Source organism: Pseudoalteromonas luteoviolacea H33-S (assembly GCF_001625695.1).
GTDB lineage: Bacteria > Pseudomonadota > Gammaproteobacteria > Enterobacterales > Alteromonadaceae > Pseudoalteromonas > Pseudoalteromonas luteoviolacea_B.
Genome location: NZ_AUXY01000064.1, coordinates 31,183 through 44,274 on the forward strand (window position 1 = coordinate 31,183; position 13,092 = coordinate 44,274).

The 13,092-nt window shown below is 42.4% G+C and carries 9 protein-coding genes and 2 pseudogenes; 6 read left to right on the forward strand and 5 right to left on the reverse strand.

The features are described 5' to 3' along the window. Window positions 1-365: 365 nt before the first annotated feature. Window positions 366-1,253, forward strand: a complete 888-nt coding sequence (locus N477_RS09190) for an alpha/beta hydrolase (protein WP_063363845.1) — start codon at window positions 366-368, stop codon at window positions 1,251-1,253. 69 nt (window positions 1,254-1,322) lie between these two features. Here the strand turns inward: N477_RS09190 and N477_RS09195 are convergent, their stop codons facing one another. Next, a complete protein-coding gene (locus tag N477_RS09195) occupies window positions 1,323-1,730 on the reverse strand; it encodes a GFA family protein (RefSeq protein ID WP_231098163.1) in 408 nt (135 codons plus the stop codon). Window positions 1,731-1,866: 136 nt separating this feature from the next. Here N477_RS09195 and N477_RS09200 point away from each other — a divergent pair, with 136 nt between their 5' ends. After that, a complete protein-coding gene (locus N477_RS09200) occupies window positions 1,867-4,359 on the forward strand; it encodes a cation:proton antiporter (protein WP_063363847.1) in 2,493 nt (830 codons plus the stop codon). Here N477_RS09200 and N477_RS09205 read toward each other — a convergent pair. Continuing rightward, window positions 4,352-4,867 (reverse strand): DUF523 domain-containing protein, encoded by a 516-nt coding sequence (locus N477_RS09205; RefSeq protein ID WP_063363848.1) that lies wholly within the window; start codon window positions 4,865-4,867, stop codon window positions 4,352-4,354. The genes N477_RS09200 and N477_RS09205 overlap by 8 nt on opposite strands. A gap of 256 nt (window positions 4,868-5,123) precedes the next feature. On the opposite strand from N477_RS09205, the gene N477_RS09210 reads away from it, so the two are divergent. Together N477_RS09210 and N477_RS09215 are read left to right on the forward strand one after the other, a co-directional pair. Then, complete coding sequence (locus N477_RS09210; RefSeq protein WP_063363849.1) at window positions 5,124-7,133, forward strand: alpha-amylase; 2,010 nt, start codon at window positions 5,124-5,126, stop codon at window positions 7,131-7,133. A gap of 128 nt (window positions 7,134-7,261) precedes the next feature. Continuing rightward, a pseudogene (locus tag N477_RS09215) lies at window positions 7,262-8,671 on the forward strand (alpha-amylase); the annotation flags it as partial. Between the two features lie 173 nt (window positions 8,672-8,844). On the opposite strand, the gene N477_RS09220 reads toward N477_RS09215, so the two are convergent. Beyond that, complete coding sequence (locus tag N477_RS09220; protein ID WP_063363851.1) at window positions 8,845-9,105, reverse strand: hypothetical protein; 261 nt, start codon at window positions 9,103-9,105, stop codon at window positions 8,845-8,847. 206 nt (window positions 9,106-9,311) lie between these two features. On the opposite strand from N477_RS09220, the gene N477_RS09225 reads away from it, so the two are divergent. Together N477_RS09225 and N477_RS09230 are read left to right on the forward strand one after the other, a co-directional pair. After that, a complete protein-coding gene (locus N477_RS09225) occupies window positions 9,312-10,202 on the forward strand; it encodes a tyrosine-type recombinase/integrase (RefSeq protein WP_063363852.1) in 891 nt (296 codons plus the stop codon). After that, a pseudogene (locus N477_RS09230) lies at window positions 10,199-11,290 on the forward strand (IS91 family transposase). The gene N477_RS09225 and the pseudogene N477_RS09230 overlap by 4 nt, the downstream one beginning before the upstream one ends. Window positions 11,291-11,578: 288 nt before the next feature. Here the strand turns inward: N477_RS09230 and N477_RS09235 are convergent. Both N477_RS09235 and N477_RS09240 read right to left on the reverse strand, forming a co-directional pair. Continuing rightward, the gene (locus N477_RS09235; RefSeq protein ID WP_063363853.1) at window positions 11,579-12,289 is read right to left on the reverse strand and encodes a Cthe_2314 family HEPN domain-containing protein; all 711 of its coding nucleotides are present in this window, start codon (window positions 12,287-12,289) and stop codon (window positions 11,579-11,581) included. A 107-nt stretch (window positions 12,290-12,396) separates the two neighbouring features. After that, complete coding sequence (locus tag N477_RS09240) at window positions 12,397-13,002, reverse strand: hypothetical protein (protein ID WP_155731852.1); 606 nt, start codon at window positions 13,000-13,002, stop codon at window positions 12,397-12,399. Window positions 13,003-13,092 lie beyond the last annotated feature (90 nt).

Sequence of the window (13,092 nt, forward strand, 5' to 3'; positions counted from 1 at the left end):
GATACTTTTAAAAGTTACAATCTTGATTTTTACGGAAGCCATCTTTACTTAACAAGAAGTATCGTTACTACCTTATGAACTAATTCATGCAATAAAATACACTACTCATACAGTTATTATCGCGGCTGCATGACGTTGTTTGTGGGCCGTAAAATGAATGTAAGGTGCAATAACTTTATTTTCCTGCACCTTAAAATTGAAGGGTAAGAAACTGTATTCAAATAATAAAAGCAAATTTTCAAACCTGTTAAAGCATTATAAATAAATTTATCAAATATCATAAATTCACTTTTTCTCTCAAGTCACTGCTAAAGAACGACATCATTATTACGTCCTTAAAATAACTTAAAAAAAGGAGTAATCTTATGAAGCAGTTCGCTTTCCTATTGATGTGTGCCTGTAGCTTTTTGGCCAATGCCTCTTACCTTGACTATAAATATGAACATCTACCCACTGAACATACTATTTCGTCTTCAACACTCGGTGAAGAGCGTACTGTGTGGGTAATTTTGCCTGAAGGCTACAACGCACCAGAAAATAGCGACAAGCAATACCCCGTTATTTACACCACTGACGGCGAGAACTTGCAATATTTAACGGGTCACAATATGTGGTTCTTACAGCGCTCAAACATGTTGCCAGAAGCAATTTTGGTCGCTATCAATACTCGTCATCACAGAGTGCGCGATTTAACCCCAACAGAACCTAAAAATAGTCCAATTCCAGTCGCAACCGGACAAAGCCACCAACTAAAAGCCTTTATCAAAGATGAGGTTATCCCGTTTATTGATAACACATACCGTACAGGTGACTTTAGAGTGCTGTCTGGTCATTCACTTGGTGGGCTATTCACAATCACTAGCTTATTATCAGAGCATATGCAGCCTTTATTTAAAGGCTATGTCGCCATTGACCCTTCACTGTGGTGGGACGATGGCATTGTTGCAAAGTGGGTTGAAGCTGCAGAAGACACATTTGATGAAAAAGCCTTCTCTGTCTATATCGTGGCTGCACATGAAGAAAACATTCCTCCCGAGCACCAAGCGCTTTACTTGCAGCACATTACAGCAATCGATGACGCCGCAAACAGCCTTCTTGATACAGATGCGATCACCATTCGATACGACATTACCCATGACGAAAACCATCGTTCAGTATTACATGTCGGTGTATTTAGAGGATTAAGAGAAGTCTTTAAATGCTACCCAAGCGTTTGCCCTAAAACAGAAGGTGGTGACTCGGACCAAGACTAATTGGGCACTACACATCTAGTTTAACCAGCTATACATTGAGGTGCCCCTTGCACCTCTTTTACAAAGATATTAACCAATAAACCCATCGTGCTGCTGACCTTCATCACCAATTTCCTCCCAGCAGGCTTTTGAACTCACCCACATGTGCTGAACCACCTTAGCACCCGCTAAATCGTCATTAGCGATTAATCCTACCGGCACGTACATTCTCTGATCATCGTTTTTACCCGGGAGGTTTGATCCGCACTGCGTACAAAAACTACAAACCCAATCGTGGTTGGGTTTGTGCCAAGTTTTGATTTTGTCGGTACCTGTCAGCCAAGCAAAGTGTTGGTTATTAACCACCGCAACTGACACACCATTTCCGCCACTTGCTTTTCGACATATTGAGCAATGACAAACATAGATGTCTGTTATTGGCAAACTAATTTCAAACTGCACCGCATTACAATTACAACTACCTTTAACCATCTTCATCTTATTACATCACATTCTATCTGTTTCTATTGTATAAACATTTTTGCACTTTAAACACGATTGATAACGCCTGATCTTAGCGAACATGCCATTCCTTTTCTAAACTTAGAACACCCAATTTGATAGGCACAGTACTATGGCGTTTAGCACAGGGCTCTTGATCCTACTATTTGTGATTTTCGCACTGTTTATTGGCGCATTTGTACGTCATATTTTAAAAGGCACACAAGTCCCCTACACTGTTGCGCTCTTATTGCTAGGCATTGCAATCGGGTTGCTACAAAGAGCAGACTTGTTTAATGCATACGCCCCAGAATTTGGCCAGAGTTTATCTTTGGTTGCCGAAATAGACTCTCACCTATTTTTATATCTGTTTTTGCCAACGCTCATTTTTGAAAGCGCATTTGCCATGGAGGTGCATTTATTCCGCCGCATGTTTACACAAATCGCTATTTTAGCCGTCCCAGGTTTAATGCTCGCGATTTGGTTAACAGCCGAGCTCATCTTTGCCATTGTACCCGACGGCTGGGGCTGGAGCTGGGCCATTTGCCTGATGTTTGGTGCTTTGATCAGTGCCACAGATCCGGTGGCTGTCGTCGCGCTGTTAAAAGAAGTCAGTTCTCGAAAGCGCCTTGAAACCCTCATTGAAGGCGAGTCGCTACTCAACGACGGTACCGCAATTGTGTTCTTTTCACTCTTTTTTGCATGGGTTACCGCAACTTACAGCGGTGATATCAACGCTGGACTTTCATCGCCTTTGCATGTCACAGCCGAGTTTTTACAAGTCGTATTAGTAGGTCTGGCAATAGGCTTAGCCGTGGGTGGTCTATGTATTATGTGGATAGAGCATGTATTTAACGACCCAATGATCGAGATCTCTTTAACTATTGCGGCGGCCTATTCCGTTTTTTTTATTGCAGAAAACTTCCACGTATCAGGAGTTGTTGCGGTTGTCACGTTAGCCATAATGTTTGCAAGTATCGGCCGAACTCGGATCAGCCCCGAAGTCGCTGGATTTTTACATCATTTTTGGGAAATGATGGCCCACATGGCCAACACACTTATCTTTTTACTGGTTGGCATATTGGTCGCTATCCGTGTACCACTAAATGATATGCAAGCATGGAAAATGCTGGCATTGCTTTACGCTGGTATTTTAATCATTCGAGCAATCTCTATCACCGTTTGTATGCCTGCCCTGACTAGGTTAGGTATTGGTATTAATTTTCCAAAAGCAGCGGTGCTGTGCTGGGGTGGACTGCGCGGTGCGGTGTCATTAGCCTTGGCGCTGGCCGTAGTCGCCAGTGATGTCATACCAAAAGAAATTGGTGATCGGGTGCTGTTTTTATGTGCAGGCATCGTAGTCTTAACCATATTAGTCAACGGCTCCACAATGGGCTGGTTACTTAAAATACTCGGCTTAAACTCATTACCGCCAGCAAAACAAGCAACTGTAGACAAAGCCCAAGGCACAATCAGTAATGAGCTACACGAGATGCTGCCTGTGATGATGACCAACCCATTTTTGCAAGGCGCAGACTGGGAAACCGTAAAGCAAAAATCGCAACTACAAGCACTCAATGAAACTGAATCAAATAATAAAATAACCACAGAAGAACTCAACACCGCATACAAAAGACGACTGCTCGAGACTGAACGCAAACATTATTGGACGCAATTTGAACAAGGGATGTTGAGCAAACAAGCTACTAGCAAATTAGTAGAAGCGGTTGAATCTGCCCTAGACGGAGAACCCCAAATTAGCCCAAGAACCTCCATTTATACGGTATGGCAAACCCCAAAATGGTTGCAACCACTGAGGCAATATTCATGGTTAAACAAGCTTTTATTGACCTTTTATTTTAAGAAACTTGCCTTGGGTTACGATATTGCTCGGGGGTTTATGCACGCACAAGAGGCCCTGCAAAGTCATGTGCAAACCTTAGCGCCCAGCCAGTCTGCTGCCGATTTAGTGTTAAAAGATGTCAAAGATAACAAAACACGTACACTTGAACGTATGAACGAATTACATGATAGCTTTCCAGAAATTATTCAATCCCTGCAGACACAAGCTGCGACTAGGTTGTTGCTCAATCGTGAGCGCGCTGTCATCAACGCACAGCTCAAGCAAGCTGTGTTAGATAAGCCCGAAGCTCAAAGGTTATTGGCATGCGTTGAAGACAAAATGGCCAACCTCCAAAATGAGTCAATCTTCAAAACGACCAAGCAACAACAATTTACTAATGATATTCCTTGGGCTAAGAACTTACCGCTCGCCACACGTGAGAAATTGTCCGCTTTTGTAGAGCATCAGGTTTATGAAGCGCAGCAAGTCATTTGCAACGAAAACCAGCCGCTGTCTAAAGTTGGCGTTATTGTGAGAGGAAGCGTTAAAGAACAGTGGAACGTATCATCAGGTAATGACGTAAAGCACACTTGTACAAATAAAGGGCCCGGCGAATCAATTGCCCTAACCGCATTGTTAAGCAGTACATGCGCAACCGACATCACCAGTGACACCCCTTGTGATATTATGTGGCTACCTTGCGACAAGCTTAAGCAATTAATGCAAAATGATAGCCAATTAACTCAAGTAGTTTGCAAGTTAATGCGAGAATATACTAACTAATTGTTTTAGATATGTCCGTTTCGCTATTACGTTCTAGCTGCTCAATTAACTGCATAACAGAGTGTTGGCTATAGACTTTGATGCCTTTAGATCTGAGCAGTTGTGCAGTGACGCCAGCACCGTTTACTTTCTTACCAGAAAAAGTGCCATCATATATTTTTTCGCTTCCGCAAGATGGGCTACCCTCTGCCAAAACCGCGAATTTTATTTTTTGTTGCAAACAAATTTGCAGCGCTTGATGGGCACCATTTAAAAAGGCATCAGTCACATCGACTCCATCATCTCCGACAACACACGCTTGTTGGTGTATGACATCACGCCCTTCGCCTCCAATAATTTCCGCTGGCGCTCTAGGTATTGGTAAACCGGCCGAGACTTCTGGACAGAAGCCAACAAGCTTAACGTTTAGATCTAACCAACGCTTATCTGACTTATCCAGCGATAAACTACTTCCGTTATACCTTACTTTATTACCCATTAAACAGGCGCTCACAAAGACCTTTTGCATCCATACTCCACATTTAAATACTGCACTGACTTCTATATACCCATAAAATGTACACCGAGTTCATTATAGTAGAGTAGTTATTTAACCCTAAAGAAATATTTATTCTTTAAATAGATAATAAACAACTTAAACCACCTAATTCATAGCATTAAAAAACAACAACATGCAAGCTTGATCCCATTTTGCATACGTATTCAATGGAATGTTCCTCAAAGCGCCTTATATTGTAAAACTCATGTAAATGAGAGGCACAATAATGAAAAATATAATACTACCAATCGTCGCAAGTATTTCGGTACTTGCATCAAACAGCACCTATGCTACGCCTAGTAACACCGGTGCACCCACAACATTTGTTCACCTGTTTGAATGGTCTTGGCCTGATGTCGCCAAAGAATGTGAAACCTTTTTAGGGCCACAAGGCTATGCGGCAGTTCAGGTTTCACCGCCAAGTGAACATATCACCGGGAGTCAATGGTGGACAAGATATCAACCTGTTAGCTATCAACTTATCAGTCGCGGCGGAGATAGAGCTGCGTTCATCGACATGGTATCTCGATGTAAAGCTGCAGGGGTTGATATTTATGTTGATGCAGTGATAAATCATATGGCACACGGCAGCGGTACAGGGGTCGCAGGCAGTCAGTTTGGTAACAAACAATACCCCATCTACAGCCCAAATGACTTCCATCAAACCTGTGCCATTAACCCTGAAGATTACGGCAATAACCCATGGCGCGTGCAGCATTGTGAATTAGTAGGATTGCACGACTTGGACACCGATGCACCTTATGTGCAGTCGCAGCTTGCAAATTACTTAAATGACTTGCTCGATATTGGCGTTGCGGGCTTTCGCTTAGATGCAAGCAAGCATATGCCTGCAAACGACATCGGCGATATTCTAGGTAAACTCAATAAGCAATCTGTGGTGTTCCAAGAGGTCATAGATCAAGGTGGTGAAGCTGTTCAAGCGTCTGAATACTTTCAAAATGGCTTAGTCACTGAGTTCAAATACAGCATTAAACTCAGCGAAACTTTTAAAACAGGTCAGCTTGCTTGGCTTAAAACTTTTGGTGAGCAATGGGGCTTTATGCCAAGCTATAAAGCCGTTGTATTTTCTGATAACCATGACAATCAACGTGGGCATGGCGGTGCTGGCTCTATAGTCACCTTTCACGACGGCAAACTATATGAACTGGCCAATGTGTTCATGCTTGCCTACCCCTATGGCTATCCAAAAGTAATGTCTAGCTATGAGTTTAATGGTGATACCGATGCCGGCGGCCCGACTGTCCCCGTTCATCAAGGTAATAATTTAAATTGTAACGCACAGCAATGGCAATGTGAGCACAGAAAGCCCTTTATTGCAGGTGCAATGCGCTTTAGAAATCACACCAATGATGACTGGTCAGTACAAAACTGGTGGGACAATGGTAATAATCAAATTGCTTTTTCGCGCGGTAATTTAGGGTTTGTGGCCATCAATAGAGAATCAAACAATATGAATGTGAGGTTGGCAACCGGTCTTCCTGCGGGCACATATTGTGACGAGCTTTCTGGCGGTAAAAGTGCGGGATATTGCAATGGCAGAGCAATTACGGTTGATGGCGATGGGACTGCTCAAATATCACTGTCCTCTATGGATGCAATCGCGATCCATCACCAAAGTATTACCACAGATACCCCTAATGACGGCGACGGAGATTGGCAAAGAACCGTTGTATTTATAAAAGCACAAACACAAAGCGGCCAAGATATGTTTGTACGCGGCGGTTTGGACCACAACGCAGCGTCACAGCGTGGATTGCAATGTGACCAAAATCCTGTACTTTGCCAAATTCCAATTAGACACCTAAACCTCAGAAATCAAACCACTGCACCATGGAAATCAGGAGATACCTACCTTGACTGGCAGGCATCTGAACCTAGTCAATCAAATCAAGCCCAAGGGACTGCTTTAGATTGGACAACCAATGTTTGGCCTGCAAATTGGGGAGAAAAGAAAAGCTACGATCTTCATGGATTTGGTGAGTCAGGTCTAAACCAATGGGGCCCGCACTACTGGAAACTGGATGTAGAAATGGATTGCAGTCAAACTTACCAAGGCTGGTTCGAGCTAAAAGCATTTGTCAAAAATGGTCAAGGATGGGAAAGTGATATTATCCAAGCAAACCGACCTTATGCTAGCAATAACCACTTCGCGCAGTGTGGCAAACTAAACGTATTTGAGTTTGGTAAAAACACCCACCTCATACAGGCTCTCTAGTGTTAAGATAACACCTCAAAATTTGTGTATGGCAACCGTTTTTGGTTGCCATTTTGCATACGTATTCAATACGATTATTACCATAAGACCGATATATTGTCTTTCTCAAAGAAATGAGAAATATAAGAATGAAAAATAACCGACTCCCTACCCTAGCTGGACTTGCCTTCATTGCATCTACCAATGTGAATGCATCAGCGCATATCCCTACGACATTTGTACATTTGTTTGAGTGGTCTTGGGCCGATATTGCCACTGAATGCGAGACATTTTTAGGACCACAAGGTTACAAAGCGGTTCAAGTATCACCGCCTAATGAACATATCGCAGGCGATCAGTGGTGGACAAGATATCAGCCCGTCACTTATGAGCTGAACAGTCGAAGTGGTAACAAAACGCAATTTGTCGATATGATAAATCGATGCAAAGCACAAGGCGTGGACATCTATGTCGATGCAGTTATTAATCACATGGCCCACGGTAGCGGTAAAAGTATTACTGGCAAGTCTTATGGCAATAAACACTACCCCATTTACTCTCCTAAAGATTTCCACAAACCCTGTGCTATCAAAGACACCGACTACGTAAATAATGCATGGCGCGTGCAAAACTGTGAACTGGTTGGCCTGCATGATTTAGATACTGACTCTGTCAGTGTTCAGGCAAAAATCGCCGGCTATTTAAATGAACTCACAGGCTTAGGCGTGGCAGGATTCAGACTTGATGCTAGTAAACACATGCCCACTGACGATATCGCTGCAATTTTAAAACAACTCAATGACTCACCGCTTATTTTTCAAGAAGTCATAGATCAAGGTGGTGAAGCAATCACATCAGTGCCGTATCTAAGCAACGGCATGGTCACAGAATTTAAATACAGCGTCCAACTGAGCCATGTTTTTAAACAAGGAAAACTTGCCTCACTGAAGAGCTTTGTTAAAGACTGGGGTTTAATGCCCAGTGAAAAAGCCATCATATTCACAGACAACCACGACAACCAGCGCGGTCACGGTGGTGCTGGAGACATCGTCACGTTCAAAGATAAAACGCTGTATGACCTTGCTAACGTATTTATGCTGGCCTATCCGTATGGTTATCCAAAAGTGATGTCCAGTTACGAATTTAACGGCGATACCGATGCTGGCGGGCCAAAAGTCCCTGTCCATCAATCTGGTAAACTTAACTGCCAAGGCACCTTGTGGCAATGTGAACATAGAAAACCTATGATCGCCGGCGCAATGCGTTTTAGAAGTTACACGGCCGACAATCCAACCATCTCAAATTGGTGGGACAATGGTAATAACCAAATTGCATTTTCACGCGGAGATCTGGGCTTTGTCGCGATTAATCGCGAAGATAAAACAATGCACGCCACGCTTCAAACCGGTTTACTACCCGGCACATATTGTGATGAGTTGAGCATAGATACTAATCAAGGGCCGTGTATAGGGAGATCTATCACTGTAAAGCAAGACGGCACAGCTTTAATACAACTAAAACCTATGGATGCAATCGCAATACATCACCTTGCACGATTGAAGTAGTATGGCCTTGGTGCAAATCGCTATTGTGCGAAAGATTAATGGCACAGCGCGAAGCGCTGACATTCTTGAATATCGTGCGAAAGGTTAATGTGTACTAGCTGATATCTGACTTACTGCTTAAGTGAATAGAGTTAGACTTCATCTGACAGGCAGCTATAAGCAAAAACTTAGTTTCCTTTAGAGTGAGCTTCATCCTCAAGCCACCAGTATGCTTCTGGGCCAAAATATATATCTTTCGCCCAGAACACTTCATCCTCGTGGTAAATCAATTCTTCGTGACCACCAATACTTTCTAAGTGCGCCCACTGACAATTTACCCTAGCTATAGCCTCTGCTTCAGTGATACCAAATAAAGAGACCATCTCATTTACAATTTTTTCGCAAAATTCCTGAGCTTCTGGATCTAAGAAATTGAGACTAAATTTCATTTCTCGCCCTTGATGCCTAACGCCAAGCTGACGTGCCCGAAACCATGGCATACACTTTTGCGAAGCAAAAATGCCACGCGTTACGGGTCACTTTTGAGCGTCTTGTTGAACGAAGCCGCTGCGCGGCAGATTAAACCTACATTTACGGGTTGATATTAAATACTTACTAGATGCCATCTATGTCGGTGGCCTTTAGGAGTCATATCATGAACCCGTCTGAACAACTTCGTTTTAATTACCCTTATCAACAACATCTTACCAATTTAACACTACAAGGCAAGCGCCCAGCCACCATCGATGCCTACAGCCGTGCCGTGCGCCGTGTTGCTGCTTATTTTGACTGCTGCCCTGATAATTTAACCACTCAAGACCTCAAGGCTTATCTTGATCAACTCATCGCCTCCCACTCTTGGAGTACCGTTAAGCTTGACCGCAATGACTTACAGTTCTTTTATCGCCATGTACTCAATAAAGAGTGGCAATGGCTTAATATTGTAAAGCCCCCGCAATCTAAAACACTCCCTGATATTCTCACTGTACCTGAAGTCGCCTCTGTTATTAACCATACTCGACAGCTGCGTTATCAGGTCTTTTTCCTGACGCTTTATAGTATGGGATTAAGGTTAGGTGAAGGCATCTCTTTGCAAGTCTGCGATATAGACTCGGCGCGTATGCAAGTTCATATTCGTAATGCTAAAGGCGGTAAAGACCGGTTTGTGCCTCTGCCTACTCGCACCTTAACTGCGCTGCGCTTTTATTGGCAGACGCATCGTCATCCTACTTTGTTATTTCCCGGCAAAGATGCTAAACCCGACTCTGTGATGGATAAAGGTGGTGTGCAAAAAGCCCTTAAACGCGTGTTGTGTGATTGCAACATTGCCAAGTCCATTAGCCCACATAATTTGCATCATAGTTTTGCTACGCATTTACTAGAGCAAGGCGTAGATTTACGCTCTGTGCAGACGTTACTTGGTCACAATAGCCTTAATACCACCGCCCGTTATACGCGTTTGACCCATATTGCTCGACTCAATACACATGATGCCATCAACCAATTGGCCAATGGATTATGTTTATCTTGGGAGTGCGAATCATGATGCTTACTGATATTTTACGCGCCCACCTTGATGCGTTTGTTGACCAATATTCTACGCAGCTTACCCCTGCCATGTATCAAGCCATTTCTGCGATGTTACGTTGTCGAACTGACACAACCCAGCGTAGTCACTGGCAGTGCCGTGAATGTGTGAATCAGTTATCGTGCCCACTATCTTGTGGTCACAGAAATTGCCCGCAGTGTTTACACAACACCACGTCTGATTGGCTAGCTAAACAACAGGCTAAGTTACTGTTCGTGCATTAATATATGGTGACGTTTACTGTCCCTTATGAGCTGCGTGTTATCGCACAACATCACCCAGATACGCTTTACCGTGCCATGTTTGCTGTGGCGGCTGATGTACTTAAGTCATTTGCTTATCGGGCTAAACATTTACAAGGGGAGATTGGTTTTACCGGCGTGCTGCATACTCACAATCGACGACGAGACTTACATCCGCACATTCATTTTATTGTCCCTGCGGGAGCATTTAATAAAACCACCATGCAGTGGCGTAAAAATCGCACTCGGTATTTGTTTAACGCCTTTAATCTTGCCACGGTGTGGCGAGCTCGGCTATTAGATTACCTGACTCATCGCACATCGCTTACGTTACCATCCAATGTACCTAGCAAGTGGGTGGTTGCTTGCAAACATGTCGGTAAAGGTTTACCTGCCCTCAAGTATTTATCTCGCTATTTATATCGAGGGGTGTTGCCTGATAAAGACATACTCAGTCACGTCGATGGCAACGTGTGCTTTGCCTATCAAGATAGCAAAACCAACACCCGTAAAACGCGCACCTTACCCGCAACTCAGTTTTTATGGCTGATATTACAACATGTGTTACCAAAGGGATTTCGACAAGTACGTGACTATGGCTTATTGCACCCCAATAACAATAAACTCAGGCAACGAATACAAAGCATACTCGCTTTAATTGATGGTACCTTACCGCCAATTAACACAAAGCCACGTAAAGCCGCCAAATTCATTTGCCCCTGCTGCAAAAAGCCCATGCAGTTTATGGGGATTATGGCGCGACCGATAAACTTCAATTTAGAACAACAAACAGGCACCACTTGAAGCAATTGCGCCAAAGGCATTTAGACTCGAAACGAATAACACATAAAAAGGATACAGAGAATAAATAGGAGGAAAGTAAAACTTAGATAATTGATTAAAATAAAGATTTAAATTAGCGAAAGTCGCTAAGGGCTCACTGCGTCCAGTAAAAAACAAGCAGTACTAAATTACTCGCCATATCCCCCTCATTTTGTATCGCTATTTACTATATATAAGTATCACACAGCGTCGCAGGGCTTGTTCAACACCCAGATAAGGTGCCGGCTTCGCGACACCTATCCTTATTTGTTATGTGCGTGCTAACAAGTCATGGTACACAAATGACAAGCATCCAATTAGCTCTTCGACTAACTCATGTAATAATTTAGCTACCGACTCAAAATTTGGCAGTACGTCACTAATAATTATTTCTTTAAGCTCTTGTAAAGATAGATGACGAGTTAACTCCTCGTAAATTTCTGGAGACTCAGAATTTTCAATAAACTCTACAGCACATAGGTTTTTATTGGAGTAACCAGCTTGGTGAGCTACTTTATTTCTAGTTTTCTTGAGAGCATCAATTTGTCTATTCATTTTATTGAGCACTTTGAGAGAGTCTGCTGATTCTAGCTTTAGCTTACTGGTAATTAGTTTCTTCCCATCCCACGCTTCAATTTTTTCATCCGACATAAAAAGTGATGAGCCCGCTAATAAGTACGCTCGATCGACGACACTAGTTAATCTCAATAGGTAGTTTTCAACGTGAAATGCATGATGTTCAGCAAAGCTGAAATCACTTTCCGAATAACAACCTTTTTTCAAATACTCAATCGTGATTTCTATACCCTTGAACGCATTATCAATCTCAGAAACACGACTAAATACACTATATGCGTACTGTTCAATAGGATCAGCAGAATATGTACTTTGACCATCAGATAGTGCTTGTAGTCCTTTTTGTAACACATTTGCTACTAAAGGCATAAAATCTTGAATTTGACTATTTTCTGAATGTTTCATATTTTCCTTTAAGCACATAACCCCCAAATAACGGGCTTAAAAAGTTTGGCTAAAAAGCGAGGTACGAGCAGAGCCAAGCTTTTTAAGTCCTTTCGTTGATTTGTTTGTTAGGTATTGAGTGCCACCAATACCTGTTTACATTTATCACAAAAAACATCTAGATCGAAAGACGATATAGTATTGGGTTGTCCCATACCAGAATGAGTAAAAATGTATAAATAATGCTTGTTTTCAGTTAGTGAAAAATTAATTTGGTTACTTGCTCGGTGTTTTAATTTATTCAATGCAACTTCTAAAGTTAAATCCGTAAGGTTATTATTTTCTGGAAAAAAAGCGTTGCCTTCCTCCATTGAACTAAACTCGGTGGCGTGTTGTTCTGAAGCAGGTTTAAGTATTTTACCAACAGGCAACTTTAACGCATTTTGCAGGTTACTAGAATCCCATGTATTCGCTGATTTCATATCATCGCGACGCCGTAAAATTTCATTTTGTATATGATCTAACGCTTTAAACGCGCTTTCACTAGTAGCTTGGGCGTCATCACGATTTTGTTGGTTCCAGCTTTTTACGAAACCAGCAGAGAGGTTACTGAGATTTCTAATTGAATCTTCTAAACTACGAGGACTATTAACTGATGAGTTTACCATAAAGTGCATAATATTTTTTCTCATAAACAAAAATTCAGAAATACCTAGACATAATGACTCCCACACGGTGCTAGTCTCCGCATTTTCGTGGGTTAGCTTAAAGCCAGAGCCATAATTAGTTTGTCAAATAACTATATAGCAGAGGCTAGCATGACT

Excerpts from the sequence above, each read along its gene's own strand:
- N477_RS09190 (WP_063363845.1), top strand. The coding sequence starts at position 366 with ATGAAGCAGTTCGCTTTCCTATTGATGTGTGCCTGTAGCTTTTTGGCC.
- N477_RS09195 (WP_231098163.1), bottom strand. The coding sequence starts at position 1,730 with ATGAAGATGGTTAAAGGTAGTTGTAATTGTAATGCGGTGCAGTTTGAA.
- N477_RS09200 (WP_063363847.1), top strand. The coding sequence starts at position 1,867 with ATGGCGTTTAGCACAGGGCTCTTGATCCTACTATTTGTGATTTTCGCA.
- N477_RS09205 (WP_063363848.1), bottom strand. The coding sequence starts at position 4,867 with ATGCAAAAGGTCTTTGTGAGCGCCTGTTTAATGGGTAATAAAGTAAGG.
- N477_RS09210 (WP_063363849.1), top strand. The coding sequence starts at position 5,124 with ATGAAAAATATAATACTACCAATCGTCGCAAGTATTTCGGTACTTGCA.
- N477_RS09220 (WP_063363851.1), bottom strand. The coding sequence starts at position 9,105 with ATGAAATTTAGTCTCAATTTCTTAGATCCAGAAGCTCAGGAATTTTGC.
- N477_RS09225 (WP_063363852.1), top strand. The coding sequence starts at position 9,312 with ATGAACCCGTCTGAACAACTTCGTTTTAATTACCCTTATCAACAACAT.
- N477_RS09235 (WP_063363853.1), bottom strand. The coding sequence starts at position 12,289 with ATGAAACATTCAGAAAATAGTCAAATTCAAGATTTTATGCCTTTAGTA.